23 protein-coding genes are annotated in these 24,113 nt (G+C 74.3%); 3 read left to right on the plus strand and 20 right to left on the minus strand.

Annotated elements, in window-relative coordinates; all coding sequences use genetic code 11:
- Window positions 1-15 precede the first annotated feature (15 nt).
- From ACFOY6_RS06635 to ACFOY6_RS06655, 5 genes are all read right to left on the minus strand, one after another.
- On the minus strand, window positions 16-1,644 hold the full coding sequence (locus ACFOY6_RS06635; protein WP_379649690.1) for a (2,3-dihydroxybenzoyl)adenylate synthase: 1,629 nt from the start codon (window positions 1,642-1,644) through the stop codon (window positions 16-18).
- Window positions 1,645-1,755: 111 nt separating this feature from the next.
- Window positions 1,756-2,673 carry an alpha/beta hydrolase gene (locus ACFOY6_RS06640; RefSeq protein ID WP_379649692.1) on the minus strand — a complete coding sequence of 306 codons (918 nt, stop codon included), beginning with the start codon at window positions 2,671-2,673 and terminating at the stop codon, window positions 1,756-1,758.
- A complete protein-coding gene (locus ACFOY6_RS06645) occupies window positions 2,670-3,860 on the minus strand; it encodes an amidohydrolase (protein WP_379636663.1) in 1,191 nt (396 codons plus the stop codon). Before ACFOY6_RS06645 ends, ACFOY6_RS06640 begins: the two co-directional genes overlap by 4 nt.
- Window positions 3,861-3,907: 47 nt before the next feature.
- The gene (locus tag ACFOY6_RS06650; protein ID WP_379649694.1) at window positions 3,908-5,134 is read right to left on the minus strand and encodes an MFS transporter; all 1,227 of its coding nucleotides are present in this window, start codon (window positions 5,132-5,134) and stop codon (window positions 3,908-3,910) included.
- A gap of 155 nt (window positions 5,135-5,289) precedes the next feature.
- Entirely contained in the window at window positions 5,290-5,682 is a 393-nt protein-coding gene (locus tag ACFOY6_RS06655; RefSeq protein WP_379636667.1) for a winged helix-turn-helix transcriptional regulator, read from the minus strand.
- 100 nt (window positions 5,683-5,782) lie between these two features.
- Here ACFOY6_RS06655 and ACFOY6_RS06660 point away from each other — a divergent pair, with 100 nt between their 5' ends.
- On the plus strand, window positions 5,783-6,802 hold the full coding sequence (locus ACFOY6_RS06660; protein ID WP_379636669.1) for a zinc-binding alcohol dehydrogenase family protein: 1,020 nt from the start codon (window positions 5,783-5,785) through the stop codon (window positions 6,800-6,802).
- A 264-nt stretch (window positions 6,803-7,066) separates the two neighbouring features.
- A complete protein-coding gene (locus ACFOY6_RS06665; RefSeq protein WP_379636671.1) occupies window positions 7,067-7,894 on the plus strand; it encodes an alpha/beta fold hydrolase in 828 nt (275 codons plus the stop codon).
- Between the two features lie 151 nt (window positions 7,895-8,045).
- Here ACFOY6_RS06665 and ACFOY6_RS06670 read toward each other — a convergent pair whose 3' ends face one another.
- From ACFOY6_RS06670 to ACFOY6_RS06740, 15 genes are all read right to left on the minus strand, one after another.
- Window positions 8,046-8,453, minus strand: a complete 408-nt coding sequence (locus ACFOY6_RS06670; RefSeq protein ID WP_109518178.1) for a cytochrome C oxidase subunit IV family protein — start codon at window positions 8,451-8,453, stop codon at window positions 8,046-8,048.
- The gene (locus ACFOY6_RS06675) at window positions 8,450-9,079 is read right to left on the minus strand and encodes a cytochrome c oxidase subunit 3 (protein ID WP_379649697.1); all 630 of its coding nucleotides are present in this window, start codon (window positions 9,077-9,079) and stop codon (window positions 8,450-8,452) included. The genes ACFOY6_RS06670 and ACFOY6_RS06675 overlap by 4 nt, the downstream gene beginning before the upstream one ends.
- Window positions 9,076-10,767, minus strand: coding sequence for a cytochrome c oxidase subunit I (locus ACFOY6_RS06680; RefSeq protein WP_379649699.1), 1,692 nt, complete (start codon window positions 10,765-10,767; stop codon window positions 9,076-9,078). The genes ACFOY6_RS06675 and ACFOY6_RS06680 overlap by 4 nt, the downstream gene beginning before the upstream one ends.
- Window positions 10,764-11,738: a cytochrome c oxidase subunit II gene (gene coxB, locus ACFOY6_RS06685; RefSeq protein ID WP_379636677.1), complete on the minus strand. Its 975-nt coding sequence runs from the start codon at window positions 11,736-11,738 to the stop codon at window positions 10,764-10,766. The genes ACFOY6_RS06680 and coxB overlap by 4 nt, the downstream gene beginning before the upstream one ends.
- A complete protein-coding gene (locus ACFOY6_RS06690; RefSeq protein WP_379649701.1) occupies window positions 11,735-12,520 on the minus strand; it encodes a thioredoxin domain-containing protein in 786 nt (261 codons plus the stop codon). The genes coxB and ACFOY6_RS06690 overlap by 4 nt, the downstream gene beginning before the upstream one ends.
- Window positions 12,517-12,891, minus strand: coding sequence for a hypothetical protein (locus tag ACFOY6_RS06695; RefSeq protein WP_379649702.1), 375 nt, complete (start codon window positions 12,889-12,891; stop codon window positions 12,517-12,519). Before ACFOY6_RS06695 ends, ACFOY6_RS06690 begins: the two co-directional genes overlap by 4 nt.
- Complete coding sequence (locus ACFOY6_RS06700; protein ID WP_379649704.1) at window positions 12,888-13,946, minus strand: hypothetical protein; 1,059 nt, start codon at window positions 13,944-13,946, stop codon at window positions 12,888-12,890. The genes ACFOY6_RS06695 and ACFOY6_RS06700 overlap by 4 nt, the downstream gene beginning before the upstream one ends.
- On the minus strand, window positions 13,943-14,437 hold the full coding sequence (locus tag ACFOY6_RS06705; RefSeq protein ID WP_379649706.1) for a c-type cytochrome: 495 nt from the start codon (window positions 14,435-14,437) through the stop codon (window positions 13,943-13,945). Before ACFOY6_RS06705 ends, ACFOY6_RS06700 begins: the two co-directional genes overlap by 4 nt.
- Window positions 14,434-14,952, minus strand: coding sequence for a DUF3341 domain-containing protein (locus tag ACFOY6_RS06710; RefSeq protein ID WP_379649708.1), 519 nt, complete (start codon window positions 14,950-14,952; stop codon window positions 14,434-14,436). The genes ACFOY6_RS06705 and ACFOY6_RS06710 overlap by 4 nt, the downstream gene beginning before the upstream one ends.
- On the minus strand, window positions 14,949-16,301 hold the full coding sequence (gene nrfD / locus ACFOY6_RS06715; RefSeq protein WP_379649710.1) for an NrfD/PsrC family molybdoenzyme membrane anchor subunit: 1,353 nt from the start codon (window positions 16,299-16,301) through the stop codon (window positions 14,949-14,951). The genes ACFOY6_RS06710 and nrfD overlap by 4 nt, the downstream gene beginning before the upstream one ends.
- Window positions 16,298-19,114 carry a 4Fe-4S dicluster domain-containing protein gene (locus tag ACFOY6_RS06720; protein WP_379649712.1) on the minus strand — a complete coding sequence of 939 codons (2,817 nt, stop codon included), beginning with the start codon at window positions 19,112-19,114 and terminating at the stop codon, window positions 16,298-16,300. Before ACFOY6_RS06720 ends, nrfD begins: the two co-directional genes overlap by 4 nt.
- Window positions 19,102-19,755, minus strand: coding sequence for a cytochrome c3 family protein (locus ACFOY6_RS06725; RefSeq protein WP_379649714.1), 654 nt, complete (start codon window positions 19,753-19,755; stop codon window positions 19,102-19,104). Before ACFOY6_RS06725 ends, ACFOY6_RS06720 begins: the two co-directional genes overlap by 13 nt.
- Window positions 19,756-20,072: 317 nt before the next feature.
- Window positions 20,073-21,032, minus strand: a complete 960-nt coding sequence (locus ACFOY6_RS06730) for an aliphatic sulfonate ABC transporter substrate-binding protein (RefSeq protein WP_379649716.1) — start codon at window positions 21,030-21,032, stop codon at window positions 20,073-20,075.
- A 135-nt stretch (window positions 21,033-21,167) separates the two neighbouring features.
- Window positions 21,168-22,157, minus strand: coding sequence for a tripartite tricarboxylate transporter substrate binding protein (locus ACFOY6_RS06735; RefSeq protein WP_379649718.1), 990 nt, complete (start codon window positions 22,155-22,157; stop codon window positions 21,168-21,170).
- 108 nt (window positions 22,158-22,265) lie between these two features.
- Complete coding sequence (locus ACFOY6_RS06740) at window positions 22,266-23,168, minus strand: fumarylacetoacetate hydrolase family protein (protein ID WP_379649720.1); 903 nt, start codon at window positions 23,166-23,168, stop codon at window positions 22,266-22,268.
- Between the two features lie 105 nt (window positions 23,169-23,273).
- Between ACFOY6_RS06740 and ACFOY6_RS06745 the strand changes: the two genes are divergently transcribed.
- Entirely contained in the window at window positions 23,274-23,990 is a 717-nt protein-coding gene (locus ACFOY6_RS06745) for a FadR/GntR family transcriptional regulator (protein ID WP_379649722.1), read from the plus strand.
- The last annotated feature ends 123 nt before the right edge of the window (window positions 23,991-24,113 follow it).

Consider the following 24,113-nt stretch of genomic DNA (forward strand, 5'->3'; position numbering starts at 1 on the left):
GTGCGGTCCTCTTCCTCAGTCGGCATTCTCTTGGGCCAGCAGCCGGGCGCGCAGGCGGGCCCGCAGCTCGCGGCGGCTGATCTTGCCGGCGGCCGTGGTCTCGAAGGCCTCCACCAGCACGATCTGGTCCGGCACCTTGAACTCGGCGATGCCGCGGCCGCGCATCCAGGCCTTCAGCGCCGGGGCGCGCGGCCGCTCCCCCTGCGGGATGACGAAGGCGCAGCTCCGCTCGCCCAGGAATTCGTCCGGCACGGAGACGACGGCGGCGTCGAACACGTTCGGATGGGCGAGGAGGTGATCCTCGATCTCCTCGGCGGAGATCTTCTCGCCGGCGCGGTTGATGTGGTCACCGGCGCGGCCCTGCACCACCAGGTAGCCGCCGGGCAGGCGGCGCACCACGTCGCCCGTGCGGTAGAAGCCGTCCGGCGTGAAGGAGCGGGCATTGGCCGCGTCGTCATTGTGGTAGGCGCGGATGGTGTAGGGGCCACGCGCCAGCAGGTAGCCCGGCTCGCCCTCCGGCACCTCCTCGCCCATGTCGTCGACGATGCGCACCTCGTCATTCGGGCTGATCGGGCGGCCCTGCGTCTCCAGCACGATGTCGTCCGGGTCGTCGAGGCGGGTGTAGTTCACCAGCCCCTCGGCCATGCCGAACACCTGCTGCAGGCGGGCGGGCAGGGCGTCCTGCACGCGGCGCGCCGCCTCGGGCGTCAGCTTGGCGCCGCCCACCAGCAGCACCTCCAGGCTGGAGAGGTCGTGCCGCCCGGCGGCCGCGGCCTGCGCCCAGAGCAGCGCCAGCGGCGGCACGAGGCCGGTGATGGTGACGCGCTCCTGCGCGATGAGGGGGAAGGCGGTCTCGGGGCTCGGCGTCGGGCTCAGCACCACGCGGGCGCCGGCGTAGAGGGCGCCCATATGGCCGGGCGAGCTCATCGGGAAGTTGTGCGCCGCCGGCAGGGCGACGAGGAACACGCTCTCCGCCGTGACGCCGCAGATCTCGTTGCTGGCGCGGAAGCTGTAGATGTAGTCGTCATGCGTGCGCGGGATGAGCTTGGACAGGCCCGTGGTGCCGCCCGAGATCTGCAGGAAGGCGACGCTCGCCGGGTCCGGCTCCGGCGGCAGCGCGGCGCGGTCGCCGTCGAGGCTCTCGAAGGCGGTGAACTCCTCCGCCTCGCCGACGATGACGACATGCCGCAGCCCCGGCGCGGCCTCGCGCAGGTCGCGCGCCAAGGGGCGATAGTCGAAGCCGTCCGTGCCGCGCGCGGCGGCGATGTAGGCGCTGGCCTCGGATTTCGCGGCGAAATGCGCCAGTTCGGCGATGCGGTGCGCCGGCAGCGCGTAGACCGGCACCAGCCCGGCCAGGAACAGGCCGAACACGGCCGGGAAGAACTCCGGGATGTTGCCGAGCTGGACCACCACCCGCTCGCCCGGCCGCAGCCCGAGGGCGAGGAAGCCGGCGGCGGCCGCCTCGGCGCGGGCGTGCAACTCCGCATAGGTCCAGCGCTGCCCGCCGCCGATCACCGCCGGCGCCTCCGGCCGCTCGGCGGCGCGCTGGCGCAGGAAGCCGGGGAAGGTCTCGCCCCGCCAGTGGCCGGCCGCGCGGTAGCGCGCCGCGAATTCGGGGGGCCATTCCTGTCGCAGTGGGATCAAGGCGGGGGTCCGTTCTCGGCGGCGCCGGCGGGCGGGGGGCCGCCCGGCCAGCATTGATACTCATTCTCAATAGGCGCCTGCCGTGGCCGGGGCAAGCCGGCGCGGGGCCTCTCAGGGCGGGGCGCTGCCCTCCGGCATGCGGCCGGTGGCCAGCACCAGCGCATCGGCCACCGCCCCGGGCACCATGCTGCCATGCGTCTCGCCCTCCATGCGGCGGAAGCCGACGCGCAGTCCGGGGATGGCGGCCAGGGCGCGCGCCGTCTCCAGCCCGCCCGGCCCGTTGCCGATGGCGGCGCGGTAGGGACCCGGCCGCGATACCCCGGCCACCGAGATCAGCACGTCCATCGGCCGCGCCAGCCGCCCGCCGGCGGCGCGCAGGCCGGCCAGGAAGGCCGCCTGCTCATCCAGCACGGAGCGGCGGTTCCACCAGATGGAGGGGTCCGCCAGCGCATAGGCGTTGAACAGCTGCGGCCGCGTGAACAGCGCGTGCAGCCCGAGCAGCCCCCCCAGCGAGTGGCCGAACAGCGTCTGCCGCGCCGGGTCCAGCGGCAGGCGGGCGGCCACCGCCGGGCGCAGCGCCGCCTCCAGGAAATCGAGGAACCGCTCCCGCCCGCCGGAGGGTGGCGGGTTGTCGCGGCGCGGGCCGAAGGCCTCGGCGGGTGTGGGCGGCGTCAGGTCGAGGAAGCGCCGGTCGGGGTCGTGCTGCGGCTCGGCCGGGTGGTCGATGGCCAGCAGCGCCACGCCGGCGGCACCCGCCGCCTCGCGCGCCTGCCAGGCGAGCGGGAAGGTGCCGTTGCCGTCCAGCACCGTCAGCAGCGGGTAGCCCATGGCGGGCGGCGGCGTGGCCGGGCGCGCGAGCTGGATGGACCAGGGCGGCCCCTCGCCCAGGCCCAGCGCGAACCGCTCCACCAGCGGGTGCCCCTCCGTTCCGGCCGGTTCCGGCGTCCGCTGCGCCCGCGCGGCGCGCGCCGGCAGCAGCGTGGGAAGGGCAAGGGCGGCGCCCAGCAGCACCCGGCGCGCGGGGTTCATGCGCCCTCCCCCAGCGCGTGCTGCACAAGGCTGACCCAGTAGGCGGCACCGACCGGCAGCAGCGCGTCGTTGAAGTCGTAGCGGGGCGTGTGGACGTGGTGGAAGCTGCCATCCGCCGCCACGCCGTTGCCCACCAGGATGAAGGCGCCGGGGCGGGCCTGGAGCATGTAGGCGAAATCCTCGCCGGCCGTGATCGGCGGGTAGTCGGTGTCCACCTGCGCCGCGCCCGCCAGCGCGGCGGCGGCGCGGGCGGCCAGCGCCACCTCCGCCCCCGTGTTCACCAGCGCCGGGTAGTCGTGCCGGTAATCCACCTCGGCCGCGCAGCCATGCGCGGTGGCCAGCGCCTCGGCCAGCTCGCGCAGGCGCCGGCCCATGGTCTCGCGGATCTCGGGGCGGAAGGAGCGGCCGGTGCCGGAGAGGCGCGCCTCGGCGGGGATGACGTTCGGCGCCCGCGCGTCGCCGGCGGCGATGTGGCCGACGCTCAGCACCCCCGTCTCCCGCGCCGGCAGGTTGCGGCCGATGACGCCCTGCAACGCGCCGATGAAGGCGGCCAGCGGCTGGGTCGGGTCGGTCGCGCGGTGCGGCACGGCGCCATGCCCGCCGCTGCCGCGGAAGGTGACGGACCAGCTGTCCACATTCGCCAGCATCGGCCCGGTGCGCAGGCCGAAGTGGCCCAGCGCCAGCCCCGGCTCGTTGTGCAGGCCGAACACGGCATCGGCGGGGAAGCGCTCGAACAGCCCATCCTCCACCATGCGCCGCCCGCCGCCCAGGCCCTCCTCGGCGGGCTGGAAGATGAAGTGGACGGTGCCGGCGAAATCCGGGTTCCGCGCCAGTTCCTCCGCCGCGCCGAGCAGCATGGTGGTGTGCCCGTCATGCCCGCAGGCATGCATCACCCCGGGCGTGGCCGAGGCATAGGGCAGGCCGGTGGCCTCCTGGATCGGCAGGGCGTCCATGTCGGCGCGCAGCGCGATGCTGCGCGGCCCCGGCCGGCGCCCGCGCAGCGTGCCGACGACGCCGGTGCCCGCCAGCCCCTCCTCCACCGCGATGCCGCAGGCGCGCAGCCGGGCGGCGACGCGCGCCGCCGTGCGCCGTTCCTCGAAGCCCATCTCGGGGTGGCGGTGCAGGTCGTGGCGGAAGGCGGCGAGATCCTGCTGCCGGGCCGCGAGACGTTCGCTCAGGTGCTGCAAGGCGTTTGGCTCCGCTGGGCTGGGGGAGATGGCAGGGGAAGGGCGCGTCAGCGCGGGCCGGGCGCGGCCATGGTTGCGGCCGGCCGCCCCCACATGGAGAGCGAGACGGCCAGCAGCATCAGCGCCACCAGCAGGTAGGGCAGGCTGTGGCCGAGCGTGTAGAGCAGGCTTCCGGCCACCGGCCCCAGAACCATGCCGAGGCCCTGCGCCGCGCCAGCCGCGCCGGCCGCGCCGCCCTGCTCCTGCGGCCCCACGGCGTTGGCGACCATCGCCGAGAAGGCGGGGAACACCCAGCCCATGCCGGCCGCCGCCACGAAGTAGCAGGCCCCCAGCATCCAGCCCTGGGTGGCGAGCGCGACGCTGCCGAAGCCGGCCGCCGCGACCAGCGTGCCGAGGCCGATCATCCGCGCCGGGGCGATGCGGAGCCGCGTGGCCAGGGCCTGCGACAGCACCAGGGCGAGGCCCACCAGCATCAGCGCCGTGCCCGCCGCCTCCGCCGCCGCGTCGGGCGCCAGGCCGAGGCGGTCCAGCGCGTAGAAGCCGATGGTGACCTGCGCGATGGCCACGCTGAACATGGCGGTGAAGCCGGTGAGGAGCGGGTGGCGCAGCCGCGGGTCCCACAGCGGCAGCGCCTTGCGCGGCGGGCGCGGCTGCGCGGGCTGCGCCGGCACCAGCCGCCACAGCACCAGCAGCGCCAGGGGCGGCAGGGCCGCCGTGAAGAGCAGCGGCACGCTCAGCCCGTACTGGGCCAGCAGCGCCGCCAGCGCCGGCCCGACCACCAGCCCCGCGCCGCTGCCGGTGCCGAGCAGGGCCATCGCCGCCGCCCGGCGCTCGGGCGGCACCCGGTCGGCGATCAGCGCGCCGCTGGCGGCGGGAATGGCCGCGTAGGTGCCGCCGACCAAGGCGCGGCCCAGGGCCAGCCCGAGGAAGGCCAGGCCCTCCGGCAACTCCCAGCGCAGCGTCGCGTCGATCATCAGGCACAGCGCCCAGTAGGAGAGGGTGAAGCCCAGGGCGCCGACCAGCAGCACCGGCCGGCGGCCGTGCCGGTCGCTGGCCAGGCCCCAGGGGCGCGCGCCCAGCATCCACATGACGCCCGAGGCGGAGACGGCCATGCCGGCCTGCCACGGCGCCAGCCCCGCCACCCGCGCGATGGGGCCGATGAGGGCGACGAAGGCCATCATCGCCATGCTGCCGGAGAAGGTGGTGGCCATCAGCGCCAGCAGGACCCTGTCCTTCTGCGGGGGCGGTGCACCGGCGGCATGGTCACGGGTCATGGTCAGTCCTTGGCGCGGTGCCGGGGCGGGGCCTGGGGAAGGCGGGCGGCTAGGCGTGGGCCTGCCGTGCCCCGCGCAGGCCCACGCTTGGCCGCAGATGTGATAATGCGACCAATTCGCGATTGGCAAGGGCTGCCCCGCCTGCCCGCTGCGGCTCAGGGGTGCCCCGCCCTGGCGGCCCTCTCCGGCGCAGGCTTGGGTGCGCTGCCGCCGAACAGGCCGATATGCGCGTCGCCCCATCGCTTCAGGGCGCCGAGGACCGGCTCCAGCGTGCGGCCGAGCGGCGAGAGGTTGTATTCCACCTTGGGCGGCACCTGGGCATAGACGGTGCGGGTGACCAGCCCGTCCTGCTCCAGCTCGCGCAGCTGGTTGGTCAGCGTGCGCTGCGTGACGCCGGGCAGCCGCCGGCGCATCTCGTTGAAGCGCATCGTGCCTTCGAGCAGGTGGAACAGGATGACGCATTTCCACTTGCCGTCGATCAGGCTGACGGCCGCCTCCACCGGGCAGCCGGGGTTGCAGTCCAGCCGGGAATGGCGGGGCTTGGCCATGGGCGGTATCCATCTCGACACTAGGGGCGGTGCTTGTGCGTATCGACGTGAAGCGCCGGAACCTTACCTTCCGGCCAGAAGCATTGCGAGGAGCAGCCCCATGAAGGCCATCGCCTACCAGACCGCCGGCGCCATCGACCGCCCGGAGTCGTTGCAGGATATCGAGCTGCCGCGCCCCGAGCCGACGGGGCGGGACCTGCTGGTGCAGGTGCGGGCCGTGTCGGTGAACCCGGTGGACACCAAGGTCCGCCGCAGCGCCTCGGCCGAGGCCGGCCAGTGGAAGGTGCTGGGCTGGGACGCCGTCGGCACCGTGGTCGCCGCGGGTCCGGAGGCCAGCTTGTTCCGGCCCGGGGACGCCGTGGCCTATGCCGGCTCGATCATCCGCCCCGGCACCAACAGCGAGTTTCACCTGGTGGATGAGCGGATCGTCGGCCGCAAGCCCGCCAGCTTGTCCGACGCCGAGGCGGCGGCCCTGCCGCTGACCGCCCTCACCGCCTGGGAGGCGCTGTTCCACCGGCTGGAGGTGGCGCGCCCGGTGCCCGGCGCCGGCCACGCCATCCTGATCATCGGTGGGGCGGGCGGCGTCGGCTCCATCGCCGTGCAGCTGGCCCGCCGGCTGACGGACCTCACCGTCATCGCCACGGCCTCCCGCCCCGAGACCCAGGCCTGGGTGCGGGAGATGGGCGCGCACCATGTGCTGGACCACCGCCAGCCCCTGGCGGCGCAGGTGGCGGCGCTCGGCATCGGCGCGCCCGCCTTCGTCTTCTCGACCACGGAAACGCACCAGCACCTGGCCGAGATCGCCGAGCTGATCGCGCCGCAGGGCCGCTTCGCCCTGATCGACGACCCGGAGACGCTGGACGTGAACCGCTTCAAGCGGAAATCCGTCTCCATCCATTGGGAGCTGATGTTCACCCGCTCCCTGTTCCAGACGGCCGACATGGACGAGCAGGGCAAGCTGCTCAACGAGGTGGCGCGGCTGGTGGACGAGGGCACGCTGCGCACCACCCTGGCCGAGCATATGGGCCCCATCAACGCCGCCAACCTGAGGCGCGCGCACGCGCTGATCGAGAGCGGCAAGGCGCGCGGCAAGATCGTGCTGGAGGGCTTCGGCGGCTGAGGGCGCCGCGCCGGTGCCGGGCCGCCTCCCACGGAAGGCGGCCCGGCGATGCGGGCGATGAGCCGGCAAGGGGGGCCGGCAAGGGGGGAGCGCCCGTGGCCGGCGGCCCAGGGAAGCGCCGGAATGGACAAGAATTTTCCCCCCGCAAGGCCGATAGATGGCGCGCATGACGGCCACGCCACGGGACGCACCATCGCCGCAGCCTGCGGACGATCACGGTGGCCAGCCGGGCACGACGATCCGATCCACGCAGGAGCCAGAACGATGACCACCTTCACCACCGCGGATGGCACCGAGATCTTCTACAAGGACTGGGGCAGCGGGCAGCCGGTGGTCTTCCACCATGGCTGGCCGCTGAGCAGCGACGACTGGGACGCGCAGATGCTGTTCTTCCTGGCGCAGGGCTACCGCGTCGTCGCGCATGACCGCCGGGGCCATGGCCGCTCCACCCAGACCGACAGCGGCAACGAGATGGACACCTACGCGGCCGATGTCGCCGCGCTGGCGGCGCATCTGGACCTGCGCGACGCCATCCATGTCGGGCACTCCACCGGCGGCGGCGAGGTGGCGCGCTACGTGGCGCGGCATGGCGGCGGCGGCCGCGTGGCCAAGGCGGTGCTGATCGGCGCCGTGCCGCCGGTGATGGTCAGGAGCGAGAAGAACCCGGGCGGCCTGCCGCTCGAGGTGTTCGACGGCTTCCGCGCCGCCCTCGTCGCGAACCGGGCGCAGTTCTTCCGCGACATCCCGGCGGGCCCCTTCTACGGTTTCAACCGCCCCGACGCGAAGGTCTCCCCGGGCGTGGTCGACAATTGGTGGCGCCAGGGCATGATGGGCGGCGCCAAGGCGCATTACGACTGCATCCAGGCCTTCTCGGAAACCGATTTCACCGAGGACCTCCAGGCGATCGACGTGCCCGTGCTGGTCATGCATGGCGAGGACGACCAGATCGTGCCGATCGCGGATTCCGCCCTGCTTGCCATCCGGCTGCTGAAGCACGGCGCGCTCAAGACCTATCCCGGCCTGTCGCACGGCATGTGCACCACCCATGCCGATATCATCAACGCCGACCTGCTGGCCTTCATGCGGGGCTGAACCGCACCCGGCCCCCCGCCCCGGCGGAGGGCGGGGCGGGGGGCCGGCCAGGGCCTTTCCCGTTCGCACCGGCGCGCGGAGAAGGCTCTGGCTCATTGCTTTCACGAGCATTCTCGCGCGAGCAGGCGAAGCAGCCTGCTTGCGATCTGCTCTAGAAGCCGGAGCGGCCGCCCGCAGTCTCCGGCGGCTCCATCGTCCTGTCTTCCATGTGCTCCGGCTGGGTCAGCGGCGCGCGCGTGGCCTGGTCGGCGAAGACCAGTGCGGCCAGGAACCCCACCCAGAGCAGCCAGGCCCCGCCCGCCAGCCGCAGCAGCGGATCGGGGCGGCGCAGATGCATGAAGAACAGGCCGATCAGCAGCATCTTGGCGGCGGCGATGCCAAGGCTCACGGCCATGTTCCACCGGCCCATCGGCAGGTAGGCCAGGGCGCAGCTGGCCAGGGCCAGCCCCACCAGAACCAGCCACACCGGCAGGCTGCGCGCCAGGATGGCCCCGGCGCTGCGCGGCGTGGCTTCCCCCAGGGAGCGCTTGCTCGACCGCCTGCTCGAGCGCCCGCTCATGCCGCGCGCCCGTCGAGATAGAGCAGCGGGTAGAGAAACACCCACACCACGTCGATCAGGTGCCAGTACAGCGCCGCCGCCTCGAAGGCCGGGCTGCGCCAGGGGCGGCGGCCCAGCACCGCCTGGCCGGCCAGCCAGGCGATGGCGGAGAGGCCGCCCAGCAGGTGCAGCCCGTGCAGCCCGGTCAGCAGCCAGTAGAAGGCGAAGGCGACCCGCGCCGCCGGCTGCTCCAGCGCGAAGCCGGGGCCGGGCCAGAGCCCCTTCGCCAGGTCGGTGCGCCATTCCAGCCCCTTCAGGCACAGGAAGGCCAGGCCCAGCGCCAGGGTCAGCCCGAGCGCCCGGCCCGCCAGTTGCGGCAGCTCGGCCCGCGCCGCCTGGGCGCCGACCGCCATCGTCAGGCTGCTGGTCAGCAGCAGCAGCGTGTTGGCCGTGCCATAGACGATGTCGGCCTCGCGCCCGGCCGCGGCGAAGGCCGCCGGATGGAACCAGCGCGTGGCGATGAAGGCCAGGATCAGCCCGCCGAACAGCAGGGCCTCGCTGGCCAGGAACAGCCACATGCCGAAGCTGGCCGCCTCGCGCTGGCGGCGCAGGCTGTGCCACGGCTCGCGCAGCGCCCCGCCGCTCACAGGTTGCCGCCCTGGTTCTGGTGCGGCTCCCGCTCGGAATGGTGCGGGCCCTCCGCCTCGGGGTGGTAGAGATAGGGGCCCTCCGCCACCACCGGCAGCACGCCGAAATTCCCGCGCGGCGGCGGCGAGGCGGTGCGCCATTCGAGGCCCGTGGCATCCCACGGGTCGTCGGTCGCCCGCGCGCCGCGGAACAGCGAGAAGGTGAGATAGGCCATCGGCAGCAGGTAGGCCGCCGCCAGCAGCACCGCGCCGCAGGAGGACATGACGTGCCAGATCTGGAACTCGGGCGGATAGGCGGCGTAGCGCCGCGGCATGCCGGCGAAGCCCATGACGAACATGGGGAAGAAGGTGAAGGCGAAGCCGAAGAACATCAGGATGGCGGCGAAGCGCGCCCAGCCCTCCGGGTAGAGCCGCCCGGTGATCTTGGGCCACCAGAAGGAGAGGCCGCCATACAGCGCCGTCACCGCGCCGCCCACCATGATGAAGTGGAAATGCGCCACCACGAAGTAGGTGTCCGTCACGTGCACGTCGATCGGGATGGCGGCCAGGAACAGCCCGGTCAGCCCGCCCAGCGTGAACAGCCCTATGAAGCCGAGGGCGTAGAGCATCGGCGCCTCGAAGGTGATCTGGCCGCGGTAGAGGGTGAAGGTCCAGTTGAAGACCTTGATGGCCGAGGGCACGGCGATGACGAAGGACAGGAAGGAGAAGACCAGGCTGGCGAAGAGCGACTGGCCGGAGACGAACATGTGGTGCCCCCAGACCAGGAAGCCCACCACCGCGATCCAGAGGATGGCGTAGACCATGAAGGTGTAGCCGAAGATGCGGCGCCGCGCGAAGCAGGTGACGATCTCGCTGATCACGCCGAAGGAGGGCAGGATCATGATGTACACCGCCGGGTGGCTGTAGAACCAGAACAGGTGCTGGAACAGCAGCGGGTCGCCGCCCTGGGCCGGGTCGAAGACCGGCAGGCCGAAGGCGCGCTCGGCCACGATCAGCAGCAGCGAGGCGGCCAGCACCGGCGTCGCCAGCACCATCACCACCGAGGTGCCGTAGAGCGCCCAGACCAGCAGCGGCAGCCGGAACCAGTGCATCCCCGGCGCCCGCAGCAGGTGCACCGTGGCGATGAAGTTCAGCCCCGTGGCGATGGAGGAGAACCCCGCCAGGATGACCGCCAGCGCCGCCAGCAGCACGTAGCCGTTGGAGAACATGGTGGAGAAGGGCGTGTAGAAGGTCCAGCCCGTGTCCACCCCGCCCGCCACCAGCGCCACCACCAGCAGCAGGCCCGCGCCCACGAACAGGTACCAGCTCAGCAGGTTCACGCGCGGGAAGGCCAGGTCGCGCGCGCCGATCATCAGCGGCAGCAGGAAGTTGCCCAGCGTGTTCGGGATGGAGGGGACCAGGAAGAACCACACCATCACCGTGCCGTGCAGGGTGAACATGCGGTTGTAGGCGTCGGCCGTCATCAGGTCCTGCCCGGGCGTGAACAGCTCCAGCCGGATCATCACCGCGCCGAAGCCGCCGATGACGAAGAAGGCCAGCAGCGTGGCCATGTAGAGCAGCGCGATGCGCTTGTGGTCGGTCGTCAGCAGCCAGGAGCCGAGGCCCTGCTCCGCCGTCAGGTAGTTGTCGGGCCAGGGTTCGGCCGGCCCCTCCGCCGGGCGGACACGGCCCGCCGCCAGCTCGCTCACGGCTCGCTGCTCATGTTTCGTGGCTCCCCGGGAGACGCGCCCCGCGCCGGCATGGACATCAGGTAGGCCAGGATGGCCTGCAGCTCCCCCTCGCCGAGGATGCCGGCGAAGGGCGGCATGACCGGCTCGTAGCCGGCCGCGATGTCGCGGCGCGGCTGGAGGATGGAATCGCGCAGATAGGCCTCGTCCGCGCGGCGGACGCTGCCATCGGCCAGGGCGACCTGCCGGCCGTAGAGGCCGCGCAGCTCCGGCGCGTGGACGCGCGAGGCGGGCGCGTGGCAGCCGGAGCAGCCGACGCTCTCGAACAGCGCCCGGCCTTCCCGCGCCAAGTCGTCGGCCTGGGGCTGGGCGGCCCGCCAGCGCGCATAATCCTCCGGCTCCATGACGACCACCTTGCCCAGCATGCGCGAATGCAGGGTGCCGCAATACTCGGCGCAGAACAGCGGGAACTCGCCGGTCTGCGTCGGCTTCAGGGAAAGCTGCGTCATCCGCCCCGGCAGCACGTCCTGCTTCAGGCGGAAGGCGGGCACGTAGAAGGAATGGATCACGTCTTCCGAGCGCATCACCAGGCGCACCGGCTCGCCCCGCGGCAGGTGCAGCGCGTCGATCTCCCGCGCCCCGTCCGGGTGGCGGGCCTTCCACATCCATTGCCGGGCCAGGATGTGGATCTCCAGCGCGTCCGGGTCGCCGCGCTGCCCGCCGAGCACGGCGATGCTGGCCCAGGCGAACAGGAACATCGCCAGGAAGGCGGTCGCGGCGGTCCAGCCGACCTCGACCTCCTTCTGGATCAGCTCCGGCAGCTCGCCGCGCCGCGCCGCCGAGCCGCGCCGGTAGCGGATGGCGAAGCCCAGCAGCAGCGCCGCCACCAGCAGCACGATGGCGCCGCTGATCGCCAGCATGGCGATGACGATGGCGTCCACCCCCGCCGCCACCTCCGACGCCGCCGGGGGCCAGAAGGCGATGCCGCTCATGCCCGCCGCTCCCGCCGCAGCGCCCAGAGCATGAAGCCGCCGAGCGCCAGGCTCGTCGCCACGCTGCCCAGCATCAGCACGCGTCGGATCCAAGCGGTCCAGACCCCCCGCGCCGCGTCGAAGCCGTAGCAGAACAGGCGCAGCCGCTCGCCGAGGCTGCCCAGCCGCCCCTCCGCCGCCTCCACCAGCGCCAGGCGCAGGGCGGGCGGGTCCAGCGCCAGCCCGCCCAGCACGCGGGAGAGCCGCCCGTCCGGCGCCAGCACCAGAACTCCCAGGGGGTGCGCGTAGCTGTCGGTCTCCGCGTCGTAGCGGGCCTCGTAGCCGAAGGCGGAGCGCGCGGCCTGCAGCGCCGCCGCGTCGCCGCCCAGGAAGCGCACGGCGCCGGCAGGGGCGGCGGGGAAGTGCAGCGCCTTCATGGCGGCGGCCGCGGCGGGGCCGTCCTTCGGGTCGAGCCCGAGCGCCAGCACCGTGTAATCCGCGCCGGCGCGCAGCCCGGTCTCGGCCAGGGCGGCGGCGGCAAGCCCCAGCGCCGTGCCGCAGAGCACGGTGCAGGTGTAGTCGGCGAAGACCAGCACGGCCGGGCGGTCCTGCTGCGCCGCGCCCGCCCGCACCGGGTGCCCGGCCTCGTCGCGCAGGGCCAGCCCTGGCGGCAGCGCGGCCCCGGGTGGCGGGTGCAAGGCCACCCCGGCCAGTTGCGCCTCCGTCAGCGCGGCCCGGGCGCCGCCCGGCAGCAGCGCCGCCAGCCGCGCCGCCAGCAAAGCCGCCCCGGCCAGCCGCCTCATGGCGCGGCCTCCCGCCGGGTGGGCGGCGGCGGCGCGGCGGGCGGCTCCAGCGGGTCGTAGGCCGCCGCGCCCCGTGCGGCGATGAGCGCCATCGCCTCGGCCACCGCGCGGCGCGGCGGATCGTCGCCGGCCTCGAGCTGGGCGGCTTGCGCGGCCCGGAAGTCGCGCAGCGCGGCGGCGGGGTCGGTCTCCAGCCGCGGCGGCGCGAAGCGCTCGGGCGGGCTGTAGCGCTCCGGCGCCTGCGCCCAGCGGTAGAGGAGGAACAGCCCGGCCATCACCAGCGCCAGGAAGGCCGCCGTGCCCAGCCCGACGCCCAGGATGGCCCAGGACCGCAGCGCCAGCGTCTCGCGCCGTTCCAGGGGATTGCTCATGCCGCCCGTCCCTGCGGGGCGGGGGCCAGCCATGCCGCCAGCGGCCGGTAGGCCAGGCCGAGCCACAGCCCACCCATGGACAACATGGCAAGGGCGGCGGCCGGCAGGCTCCACGGCCCCGCCGCCGGCGCCACCAGCCAGGCGTGGTGCAGCGACAGCCCCGCCAGCAGCCAGGGCGCCAGCCGCGCCTGCGCCGCCGGGCTGCGGCGCAGGCCGCCCGGCAGCAGCACCAGCAGCGGCAGCAGGCCGGAGAGCAGCAGCGACAGGGCTTCCAGCCAGAGCCAGGGGGATGCCTGGCGCGCCAGGTACCACGCGGCCTTGTGCGGCAGGTTGCCGTACCAGATGACGAGATACTGGCTGAAGCCGAGATAGAGCGCGCCCAGCACCGCCGCCAGCAGCAGGCCACCGAGATCGGCCGCCGCATCCTCCCCCGTGCCGCGGCACAGCGCCGCCCAGGCCAGCGCGGCCAGCAGCTGCGAGACCAGCAGCGACAGGCCGAAGGCGGTGGAATGGAAGTGCGGCGCCAGGGACAGCACCCAGTCGAAGCCGAGCAGCGTCACCGCCACGCCGTGCAGGACGAGGCCGAGCGCGGCAACGCCCTGCCGCGCCGGGCCCTGCTCCAGCCGGAGCAGCAGCCAGGCCAGGGCCGACCACAGCAGCAAGGCCAGCCCCGTGCGGAGGATGAAGCCGGCAGCGTTGAGATAAAGCCGCGCTACATCCGGATGGCCGGCGAGCTCCGGCTCCGCCACCCAGGGGTAGAGCACGCCGAGGCTGAGCAGCAGGGGCAGGGCCAGCGGCAGGAACAGGGGCAGGCTGCCCGCGGCCGGTGCCAGCACGGGCCGCAGCGCCGTGCCCCAGCGCCCGCCGGTCAGGGCATGGATGGCCAGCAGCGCCAGCGCCCCGAGCGCGATGCCCAGCCAGAACAGCAGCGCCGCCAGCCAGCCCGCCGCCAGGGCGGGCCGTGCCGCGGGCCACAGCAGGAGGGCCAGCCCCAGCACCGCCGTGCCGCAAAGCCCGAGGGGCAGCGCCGGCCCCTGCCAGGGGGGCGGCCTCACGGGGCGGCCTCCGCCGCCCGCGGCAGGCGGGAGAGCTGCAGGGCGCGGATATAGGCCACCACCGCCCAGCGGTCGGGCGGCGCCAGCCGGTCGCCATAGCCGTACATGATGCCGTAGCCATCGCCGATCACGTCGTAGAAGTGCCGGGCGGGCGCGGCGCGCAGGCGGGCCGTGTGGTAGCTGGGCGGGGCGGGGAAGCCGTGGCGGACGATCATGCCGTCGCCCGCGCCGGCGGCGCCGTGGCAGGGGGTGCAGAAGATGGCGTACTGCGCCTCCCCCCGCGCCAGCAGGGCGGGGGTCGCGGGCGGCGGCGTGGCGGCGGCGGCCTCCCGCGCCAGGTCGCCCTGCGCCACCACGCCCTCCGGCGGCGGGCGGGCGGTGGTGCCGTCCTGCCACAGGCCGCTGCGCTCATAGGTGTCGAGCCGCCGCTGCTGCGCCATGTCCAGCTTGCAGCCGGCGAGCAGCAGCAGGGCGCAGGCGGCGGCCCTCACGGCTCCACCGCCCGCACGGAGAGGGGGCCGAGCCCGTCCAGCAGCGCCGCCAGCCGCGCCGGCTCCAGGCCCGGCTCGTCCACCGCCAGGAAGAAGCCGTCCTGGCTGGCGCGCGCGAAGCCGCGTGCGGCGAAGACCGGGTGGTGCAGGCGCGGCAGGCCGGTGCCGAGGAAGAAGCCGAGGAAGCCGGCGACGCTGGCCGCCAGCACCCCGCCCTCGAAGCTCAGCACCAGGAAGGTGGGCCAGCTGTTCAGCGGCCGGCCGCCGAGGTTCAGCGGATAGCCGATCACGGCGCTGTACCAGCACAAGGCATAGACCAGCGCGGCCGCCGCCAGCCCCGCCCCCAGCATCACGGGGCGCAGGCGGGGGCGGGGCAGGGCCAGCGCCTCGGCCAGCTCGGGCACGGAGAAGGGGGTGTGCGCGTCCAGCCCGCGCAGCCCGGCCTGCCGCGCCCGCCGCGCCGCCGCCACCAGCGTCTCCGGGTCGCGGAACTCGGCCAGCAGCAGGCCGCTCATGCGCCGCTCCGCTGCCGCCGCAGCAGCTTGCCCATGTCGTGCATGGCGACGGCCGGCAGCAGCCGCGCGAAGCCCAGCATCAGGAAGGCGAAGAAGCCGAGCGAGCCGGCCAGGATCAGCCAGTCCCAGAGAGTGGGAGAGAACACGCCATGCATCGAGGGCAGGTGCCCGTGCGACAGGGTGTTCCAGATGATCAGCACGCGCTCCAGCCACATGCCGATGTTCAGCACCACCGCGACGCCTACCACGGCGGGGATGCTGCCGCGCAGGCGGCCTGACCACAGCAGCTGCGGCACGAGCAGGTTGCAGCCGAGCATGGCGAAGTAGAGAGGCGCGTAGGGGCCGGTGAAGAGCGCGCGCAGATGCTCGCGTTCCGCCCGATCCTCCGCCTGCCACGCGGAGAACCATTCGGTGCCGTAGCACAGCGCCATGCCGAGCGAGCCGGCGAGCAGCACCTTGCCCATGACCGCGAAGTGCCGCGGCGTGATGATCGCCTGCAGGCCCAGGCCCCAGCGGATCAGCGCCGCCAGCACCACCACTATGCCGAAGCCGGAGAACAGCGCGCCGACCACGAAGTAGGGCGGGAAGATCGTCTCCTGCCAGCCGGGCATCAGGCTGGCGGAGAAATCCATCGCCGCCACGCTGTGCACCGAGACGACGAGCGGCAGGGCCATCGCCGCCAGGGTGCGGTAGAGCGTGTCGTGCAGGTGCCAGTGGCGGGCCGAGCCGCGCCAGCCCAGCGCCAGCACGCCGTAGATCACCTGGCCGGCGCGGCTCTGCGCGCGGTCGCGCAGCGTCGCCAGGTCCGGGATCAGGCCGAGATAGAAGAACATCAGCGAGAACGTCAGGTAGCTGACGATGGCCGCGAAATCCCACACCAGCGCGCTGCGCCACTGCGGCCAGAGGCCCTGGGTGTTGGGGTAGGGGGTCAGCCACAGCGCGTAGTGCGGCCGCCCCAGATGCAGGATGGGGAACAGCCCGGCGATGCCCACCGCGAACAGCGTCATCGCCTCCGCGAAGCGGTTGATGGCCGCCCGCCAGGGCTGCCGCGTCAGCAGCAGCGCCGCCGAGATGAAGGTGCCGGCATTGCCGATGCCGATCCACCAGACGTAGTTGGCGATCGGGAAGCCCCAGACCACGGCGGTGTTGTTGCCGAGGATGCCGATGCCGCGCAGGAACAGCCAGGCGGTGCAGCCCGCGAGCAGCAGCGTCAGCATGCCCGAGACGGCGAAGGCGATGCGCCAGGGGCGCCCGGCGCGGCGCCGCATCAGCGGGTCCGCCACCAGCCCGACCAGCGCGCCGTAGCTGGTGCCGCGGGGCAGCAGCGCCTCCTCCGGCCCGGCGCTCATGCCCCGGGGTCCTCCAGCGCCGGGTTGGGGTTGCGGATCTGCGCCAGATAGGTGGTGCGCGGCCGCGTGCCGAGATGGCCGAGCAGCGCGTAGTGCTGCGGCTCCCGCCGCAGCGCGGCGACGGCGGCGCCCTCCTGGCGCAGGTCGCCGAAGATGATGGCCGTGGTCGGGCAGGCGGACTGGCAGGCGGTGCGCACCTCGCCCTCGCGCAGGGCGCGGCCCTCGCGTTCCGCGGCACGCCGGGCGGCGCTGATGCGCTGGGTGCAGTAGGTGCATTTCTCCATCACCCCGCGCACGCGCACCGAGACCTCCGGGTTGCGCTGCGCCGCCACCACGGGCGCGCCCTGGTTGGCGTATTCCTGCCCGTCGGCATAGCCGTGGAAGTTGAAGCGCCGCACCTTGTAGGGGCAGTTGCCCTGGCAGAAGCGGGTGCCGACGCAGCGGTTGTAGACCTGCACGTTCAGCCCCTCCGCATCGTGCACCGAGGCGGCGACGGGGCAGACCGGCTCGCAGGGCGCGGCCTCGCAATGCATGCAGGGCACGGGCTGGAAGCCGGGGCGCGGCCTGTCCTCCGGCCCGTGGCTGTAGGTGTCGATGCGCAGCCAGTGCATGTCGCGGCCGCGCGCCACCTCCTCCGGCCCGACCACGGGGATGTTGTTCTCCGCCTGGCAGGCGGTGATGCAGGCGTTGCAGCCGATGCAGAGGGTGGTGTCGATCACCATGGCCCAGGCCGGCGTGCCGGCGGGCAGGGCGGGCGGGTAGAGGCTGGGGGGCGGCGGCTCCTCCACGGGCGGGGCGGCGGCGCGGGCGCGGAACTGCTCCAGCATCATCGCCGGCAGCAGCGTCTCCGCCTCTCCCTCCAGCCGGTGCATGTCCTGCAGCCGCAGCACCGCCTCGCGGCGCCCGGCGCGCTCGAGCGTGACCCCGGGCGCCGACCAGGCGGCGCCCTGCCGCAGCGCATAGGCATCCGCCCCCACCGCGTCGCCGATGGCGCCGGCGCGGCGGCGGCCATGGCCGAGATGCAGCAGCACCACCCCCGGCGCCATGCCCGGCTGCGGCAGCACCGGCACCTCCAGCGAGCGCCCGCCGAGCCGCAGCCGTGCCACGTCGCCCTCGGCCAGGCCGTGCCGCGCCGCCTCGGCGGGCGCCATCAGCGCGGCATTGCCCCAGACCTGGCGGGTGAGCGGCTTCGGGCATTCCTGCAGCCAGGGATTGTTGGCGAAGCGCCCGTCCCACAGCATGGGGTCCGGCCGCAGCAGCAGGGTCAACGCCCCGTCCGGGGCGGGCGGGAGCGCCGGGGCACGGGGCACCGGGCGCGGCAGGGGGGGCGCGGCGCTGCCCGCCACCACGCCGTCATGCAGCGCCTGCCGCCAATGGGCCTCGAAGCTGCCGGCGGGCCATCGCGCCGCCCAGGTCTCGCGCAGGGCCGTGTGGCCGTCGAGGTCGAGCCGCCCCGCCATCGCCCCCAGCAGCCAGGCCGCCGGGCGGGTGCCGTAGAGCGGCCGGATCAGCGGCTGGGCGATGCTGGCCGTGCCGTCCGGCGCCCGCGCGTCGGACCAGTCCTCCAGCGGATGATGCCCGGGCAGGTGCCACTGGCAGAGCGCGGCCGTCTCGTCCCGCCAGGGGCCGAGATGCAGGGTGAAGGCCGCGCTCTCCCGCAGCAGGCCGGCGAAGCCGAGATCGGCCGGCGCGTCATAGGCCGGGTTGGCGCCGAGGATGACCAGCATCCCGGCCTCGCCCTGCCGCAGCGCCGCGGCCAGGGCGGGCAGGTCCTCGGGCTGTTCGGGCGGGGGCGCCAGCCAGTCGATCGGCGCGTCCAGCCGGTCGTTGATCCAGTGGACGAGGGCCTGCCATTCGGGCGGCGTCCAGGGGCCGGCCAGCACCAGCGCCGCGCCCGGCGCGGCGGCGAGGTCATCCGCCAGGGCGTCGAGGAAGCGCGCCGCCTCGGGCGGCAGCGCCGGGGCGGGCAGGCCGGCCCCGAGCCGCGCCGCCAGCGCCACCAGCACGTCCCGCACCCCGGCGGGGGGCAGCGCCAGCCGGTGGTCCGCCTTGGCGCCCGTGACGGAGAGGCCGGATTCCAGCGCGTAGAGTCGGGCGAAGGGCTCGTCCCGTCCGCGCCGCGCGGTGCGGCGGGCGGCGAAGGCGCGGGCGTGGTGGATCTGGTCCGGGCCCGGCCCCAGCGGGTCGGCCTCCAGCGAGAGGATCACCCGCGCCGCCTCCGGCCGTGGCCGCGCCACCAGTGGGGCGCCGAAGGCCAGGGCGGCGCCGGCGAGAGCGTGTTCCTCGCCCACCGGCTCGTGCGCGTGCCAGTGCAGGGCGGGGAAACGCTGCCGCAGGGCGCCGATCAGCCGCAGCAGGGTGGGCGAGGTGAGATGGCCCGTCAGCAGCCGCAGCCCGGCGCCGCCCGAGGCCTCCAGCGCCCGCAGCCGCGGCAGCAGGGCCTGCAGGGCGGCGTCCCAGCTGCTCACCCGCCCGCCCTGCCGCACGGCGCGGGAGCGGTCGGGATCGTAGAGGGAGAGGATGGCGGCCTCGGTGAAGGCATCCGTGGCGCCCAGGCTGGCCGGGTGCAGCGGGTTGCCCTCCAGCTTCACCGGCCGGCCCTCGAAGACGGTGGCCACCACGCCGCGCGCATAGCCGTTCAGGGTCAGGCTGGTGGCGAAGTGCCGCGGCACCCCCGGCGTCACGCCCTCCGGCTGCAGCACGTAGGGCAGGATCTCCTGCTCCGGCTCGCCACACCCCGTCAGCGCCAGGGCCGAGGCGAGCAGCCCGAGGGCGGCCTGGCGGCGGCCGAGCGGCGGCGTCAGCGGTGGCATCGCGAGCAATCCGTCAGGTGCTCGGCGCGGATGCCGTAATGCGCCAGGAGGCGGCGGCCGCGCTCGGCCTGGTCCGGCGGCGGCGTCCACTGCATGTCGAAGACCCGGTCCTCCTCGCGCAGCCAGCGCGCCGGGTTCCGGTGGCAGTCGAGGCACCATTCCATCGTCAGGGGCGCGGCCTGCGAGATCTGCTGCATGGTCTGCACCGCACCATGGCAGGTGCTGCAGCCGACGCCATTGGCCACATGCACGCTGTGGTCGAAGAACACGTAGTCCGGCAGGTCGTGGACGCGCTTCCAGGCCAGCGGCCGGTTCTCCGCCAGGCTCCGGCGCACCGGCGCCAGCATCTCCGCCTGCGTCCAGACCTGGGAATGGCAGGTCATGCAGGTGTGGGTCGGCGGCAGCCCGGCGAAGCGGGAGCGCTGCACCGTGTCATGGCAGTAGCGGCAATCCAGCCCCAGCCCGCCGACATGGTGGGCATGGCTGAACTGGACAGGCTGCGCCACGACCCTGCCCTGGCCCGTCGCATGGGTGGTGAAGGGCCAGGCGAGGAGCAGCACGACGGCAAGGCCGAACGCCAGGACGATGGCCGCCAGAGCGAAACGCAGCAGGGTATCGGCGCTCTGGCTGAAATGCTGCATCCAGGCTCATCCAAGTTCCGCGCCCGCATCCGGAAAGGCGCCGTTCCTGCGCCAGCGGGGGAGGCACATGGCATGAAGGCGCGAGCCGGCGTTCCGGCGTCACCGGTCGGGCATTAAATCTCTGTCACGGGAAATCCCTGTGACGGGCTGGGAGGCGGCGGCTGGCCTTGCCATCCCCGCAACGGCGGACCCGGCAGCGCCGGGCTGCGGGCCGGCCCGCCCCCGCGGTGCCAGGGCCGCCATCCCGCGTGCTCCGCATCGCCCGGCGCTCCCCCTCGGCAGGGCCGGTGGAGGCGGCCAGCGCGGCGCTGCCGCTGTCAGCCCTCCAGCCTCACCACGGCGGGGGCGATGTCCGGCCGGCGCCGCACGATGCGGTTGGCCACGTACCAGTCGGCGATGCGCTCGATCTGCGCCACATCGGCCTCGGTCGGCGCCCGCATCGGCACGGCGTTGTTGGCGCCGATGGCGGGGGCCAGCGCCTCCGGCAGGCCCATCGCCTCGGTCCAGATCCGCCCGGCCTCGGCCGGGTTGGCCTGGGCCCAGTCATTGTCCGCGCGGCAGGCGGCGAAGACGGCCTGCAGCAGCGGCCGCCGGTGCGCCGCCATGTCGCTGTGCGCCATCAGCGTCACCGCGTTGTCCGAGCCGATCGCGGCGCCGTCGGCCAGCACCCGCGCGCCGTGGCTGCGCTGCGCGATGGTGATGAAGGGGTCCCAGCTGGCCCAGGCGTCGACATGGCCCTGGACGAAGGCCGCGCCGCTGTCGCTCGGGCTGAGATAGGCGCGGCGCACGCCGGCGGGGTCGATGCCCGCGCGCTCCAGCGCCCGCACCAGCAGGTATTCGCCCGTGCCGCCGCGGTTGACCGCGACGCTGCGCCCGCGCAGATCCGCCAGGGTGCGGACCGGCGAATCCTGCCGCACCAGGATGCCCTCCGCCGCCGGCGCGATCTTCTGGCAGGCGAAGATCAGCATCGGGATGCCGGCCGAGAGCGCGGTGACGCAGGCGGGGGAGCTGCCGGCGGTGATGTCGATGCTGCCGGCGTTCAGCGCCTCCAGCGCCGGGGCGGCGGCGGCGAAGGGGCCGGCCCATTCCACGCGCGCGCCCTGCGCCGCGGCAGCCCGTTCCAGCGTGCCGCGGGCACGGCCGGTGGTGATGTCGTTCGGCGCCCGCAGCCAGCCGATGCGCAGCACCGCCGGACCGGCGGCGCGCGCGCCGGCGCCGCGCAGGAAGGGCAGGGAGAGGGCGCCGGCGCTCAGCCGAGCCAGGGTGCGGCGATGCATGGCGGTGTCCTCGCGGCGGCGTCCGGGCAGCGGCGCCCGGAGGGTGAGAAGGTTCTGGCCGCGCGGTGTCTAGCAGATGGCAGGCCACGGGGCGCCCCCCTGACCGCCTCCCTAGCGCTCCCCATGCCGCGCGCCCTACTCCACCTTGCCGATGCGCTGCACGGCGCGGATCAGCCGCGCATTGTCGGCGGCGAAGAAGCGGGCGAACGCCTCCCCCTCCTGGTAGGCGACGGGGCTGCCGGCGGCCTCCAGGGCGCGGCGCAGCTGCGGCCCCTCGCAGGCGGCGCGCAGCGCCCCGCGCAGCCGCGCCTGGACCGGCTCCGGCGTCGCGGCGGGCACGAACAGCCCGGTCCAGATGTAGAACTCCACCTCCGGGAAGCCGCGCTCGATGAAGGTCGGCACCGTCTCGAAGCCGGGGATGCGCTGCGCCCCCCAGCAGGCCAGGGCGCGCAGCCGGCCCTCGCGCAGATGCGGCAGCACCGGGCCGGGGCCGGAGGCCAGCGCGTCCAGCGTGCCGGACAGCAGCGCGGTCAGCGCCGGCCCGCCGCCCTGGAAGGGCACGTGCAGCAGGTCGAGCCCCGCCGCGCCGGTCAGCATCGCCATGGCGACGTGCAGGGTGGAGTAGTTGCCGGCCGAGCCATAGGTGATGGCGCCGGGCCGCCCCCTGGCATCGGCCACGAACTCTTCCAGGCTCTGCCAGGGCGCGCCGGCGGGCACCACCAGCAGCGTGGGGTCGGCGGTGATGCGGGCAATTGGCGCAAATTGGTCGACGGTGTAGGCCGGGGTGCGGCCCTGGATGTGCTCCGCCTCCGGCAGCACGCTGAGCGAGGAGAGGGCGAGCAGCGCCGTGTGGCCGTCCGCCGGCGCCCGCGCCACGCTGGCGGTGCCGACGATGCCCCCCGCGCCGGCGCGGTTGACCACCGGCACGGGCTGGCGAAAGGCGCTCTCCAGGGCAGCGGCCACGGGCCGCGCCGTGACATCGGCCTGCCCGCCCGGCGGGAAGGCCACCACCATCTGGATGGCGCGGGACGGATAGGCTTCCGCCGCGGCGCCGGTGTTCTGGGCAAGGGCGGGGCGGGCGGCGGACAGGGCCGCGCCTCCGGCCAGGAGATGTCGTCGCAGCATCATCGTTTCCTCCCCGGGTTTTCTCCCCGGCTGGGCCGGTGGCTTCTTCTTGGCCCTTGGCCGGGCCTTGGCGTCCGGCGGCCTGGGCCGCCGGGGCAGGCGCTTGGTTCAGGCCACGCGGCGCAGCGTGTTGCGGATGCGGCCGATGCCGCTGATCGCGCACTCCACCACGTCGCCCTCGCGCAGGAAGCGCGGCGGCCTGAAGCCGATGCCGACGCCCTCCGGCGTGCCCGTGGCGATGACGTCGCCCGGCAGCAGCGCCATGCTGCGCGAGATGGTCTCGATCAGCGTCGGGATGTCGAAGATCAGGTCGGCGGTGCTGGCATCCTGGCGCGGCTCGCCATTGACGGTGCAGGTGACGCGCATCGCGCCGGCCTCCACCGCGTCGGCGGTGACGATCCAGGGGCCCATCGGGCAGAAGCCGTCGATGCCCTTGCCCAGCAGCCACTGCTTGTGGGTCTGCTGCAGGTCCCGCGCCGTGACGTCGTTGACCACCGTGTAGCCGAAGACATGCGCCATGGCCTGCGCCTTCGGGATGGCGCGGCCGCCCCGGCCGATGACGACCGCCAGCTCCGCCTCGTAATCCACCCCGCCATCGAGGCCGGGCAGCAGCGGGATGTCGGCGGCGGGGCCCGAGATGCTGGTCCAGGGCTTGGAGAAGATGATGGGCGCGGCGGGAATGGCGTCGGCCGCCCCGGCGGCGCTGGAATCATAGCCGCTGCTGGCGAATTCCCGCGCATGGGCGTGGTAGTTCTTGCCGACGCAGAAGATGTTGCGCGGCGGGCGGGGCAGGGGGGCGGTCAGCAGGGCCGGGTCCAGCGGCTGGCCGGGGCCGGAGGGCGCCGGGCGCGCGCCGCTCTCGGCCAGGTGCGCGATGGCGGCCGTCATGTCCCGCGCGGCGGCCTCGGGCAGGCCCGGCAGGGCCTCGGCCAGGGGATGGAAGCGGTCGCCTTCCGCGCTGACCAGCGCAACGAGAGGACGACCCTGGACAAGCAGCGTGGCGAGGCGCATCAGGAACCTTTCTCTGGAACTGAACCAATATCAGGCTTATATTGATCCAATTATGATCCATATTGATCAGCCATTCCGGACCCGTCAAGCCGCCGGGGCCGGCGCGTGAGCGAGGCCCTCTCCCCCCCGCGCGGGCGTGGCGACGCCGAGCGGCTGCGCCACAGCCTCGCCCAGGCGCTGCAGGCCGGCCGCTGGCAGCCGGGCGAGAAGCTGCCCACCGAGCGGGCGCTCGGCACGCAGTATGGCATGGCGCGGAACACGGTGCGCCGCGCGCTGGACGCGCTGGAGGCAGAGGGGCTGATCCACCGCCATGTCGGCCGCGGCACCTTCCGCACCGGGGCGGCGGCGGAGACGGCGCCGGCCTGCCCGCCGCTGCCGCTGGAGCAGGCGGAGGCCTTCGGCCCGGCCGAGGTGGTGGAATGCCGCCTGGCCTTCGAGCCGGAGCTGGTGGCGATGGCGGTGGCCCGCGCCAGCCCGGCCGACCTCGCGCGGATGGAGGCGTGCTGGCAGCAGGCCGAGGCCGCCGCCGACCTCGCCGCCTTCGAGCACTGGGACGGTGCGTTGCACGACGCCATCGCCGTGGCCACGCACAACCGCGCGGCGATGGCCCTTTCCCGCTCTCTGGCGCGGGTGCGGCTGCAGGCCGAATGGGGGGCGCTGAAGGCGCGCGGCGCGACGCCCGCCCGCCGCGCCGCGCTGCAACGGCAGCACCGCGCCATCATCGACGCGCTGCGCCAGCGCGACCGCGCCGCCGCCCGCGGCGCCATGCGCGCGCACATCCTCTACGTGCAGCGCTACATGTTCGAGGAGGAGGAGGGCTGAGCGCGGCGCCGCTCAGTCGTCATCCCCGCCGCCGCCACGGGTCTCCGGCATCGCGAACAGCACCAGCAGGAAGGCCGGCAGCCCCGTGGCGCCCAGCCCCGCGTAGGCGATTCCGCTGCCGAG

The sequence above is a fragment of the Teichococcus aestuarii genome, from assembly GCF_042651065.1.
GTDB classification, from domain to species: domain Bacteria; phylum Pseudomonadota; class Alphaproteobacteria; order Acetobacterales; family Acetobacteraceae; genus Pseudoroseomonas; species Pseudoroseomonas aestuarii.

What these genes read in the sequence shown, in the direction of transcription:
- ACFOY6_RS06740 (WP_379649720.1), bottom strand. Translation starts at nt 23,168, where the DNA reads ATGCGCCTCGCCACGCTGCTTGTCCAGGGTCGTCCTCTCGTTGCGCTG.
- ACFOY6_RS06710 (WP_379649708.1), bottom strand. Translation starts at nt 14,952, where the DNA reads ATGAGCGGCCTGCTGCTGGCCGAGTTCCGCGACCCGGAGACGCTGGTG.
- coxB (WP_379636677.1), bottom strand. Translation starts at nt 11,738, where the DNA reads ATGAGCGGCATCGCCTTCTGGCCCCCGGCGGCGTCGGAGGTGGCGGCG.
- ACFOY6_RS06670 (WP_109518178.1), bottom strand. Translation starts at nt 8,453, where the DNA reads ATGAGCGGGCGCTCGAGCAGGCGGTCGAGCAAGCGCTCCCTGGGGGAA.
- ACFOY6_RS06690 (WP_379649701.1), bottom strand. Translation starts at nt 12,520, where the DNA reads ATGAGGCGGCTGGCCGGGGCGGCTTTGCTGGCGGCGCGGCTGGCGGCG.
- nrfD (WP_379649710.1), bottom strand. Translation starts at nt 16,301, where the DNA reads ATGAGCGCCGGGCCGGAGGAGGCGCTGCTGCCCCGCGGCACCAGCTAC.
- ACFOY6_RS06735 (WP_379649718.1), bottom strand. Translation starts at nt 22,157, where the DNA reads ATGCTGCGACGACATCTCCTGGCCGGAGGCGCGGCCCTGTCCGCCGCC.
- ACFOY6_RS06725 (WP_379649714.1), bottom strand. Translation starts at nt 19,755, where the DNA reads ATGCAGCATTTCAGCCAGAGCGCCGATACCCTGCTGCGTTTCGCTCTG.
- ACFOY6_RS06640 (WP_379649692.1), bottom strand. Translation starts at nt 2,673, where the DNA reads ATGAACCCCGCGCGCCGGGTGCTGCTGGGCGCCGCCCTTGCCCTTCCC.
- ACFOY6_RS06730 (WP_379649716.1), bottom strand. Translation starts at nt 21,032, where the DNA reads ATGCATCGCCGCACCCTGGCTCGGCTGAGCGCCGGCGCCCTCTCCCTG.
- ACFOY6_RS06660 (WP_379636669.1), top strand. Translation starts at nt 5,783, where the DNA reads ATGAAGGCCATCGCCTACCAGACCGCCGGCGCCATCGACCGCCCGGAG.
- ACFOY6_RS06720 (WP_379649712.1), bottom strand. Translation starts at nt 19,114, where the DNA reads ATGCCACCGCTGACGCCGCCGCTCGGCCGCCGCCAGGCCGCCCTCGGG.
- ACFOY6_RS06695 (WP_379649702.1), bottom strand. Translation starts at nt 12,891, where the DNA reads ATGAGCAATCCCCTGGAACGGCGCGAGACGCTGGCGCTGCGGTCCTGG.
- ACFOY6_RS06650 (WP_379649694.1), bottom strand. Translation starts at nt 5,134, where the DNA reads ATGACCCGTGACCATGCCGCCGGTGCACCGCCCCCGCAGAAGGACAGG.
- ACFOY6_RS06655 (WP_379636667.1), bottom strand. Translation starts at nt 5,682, where the DNA reads ATGGCCAAGCCCCGCCATTCCCGGCTGGACTGCAACCCCGGCTGCCCG.
- ACFOY6_RS06665 (WP_379636671.1), top strand. Translation starts at nt 7,067, where the DNA reads ATGACCACCTTCACCACCGCGGATGGCACCGAGATCTTCTACAAGGAC.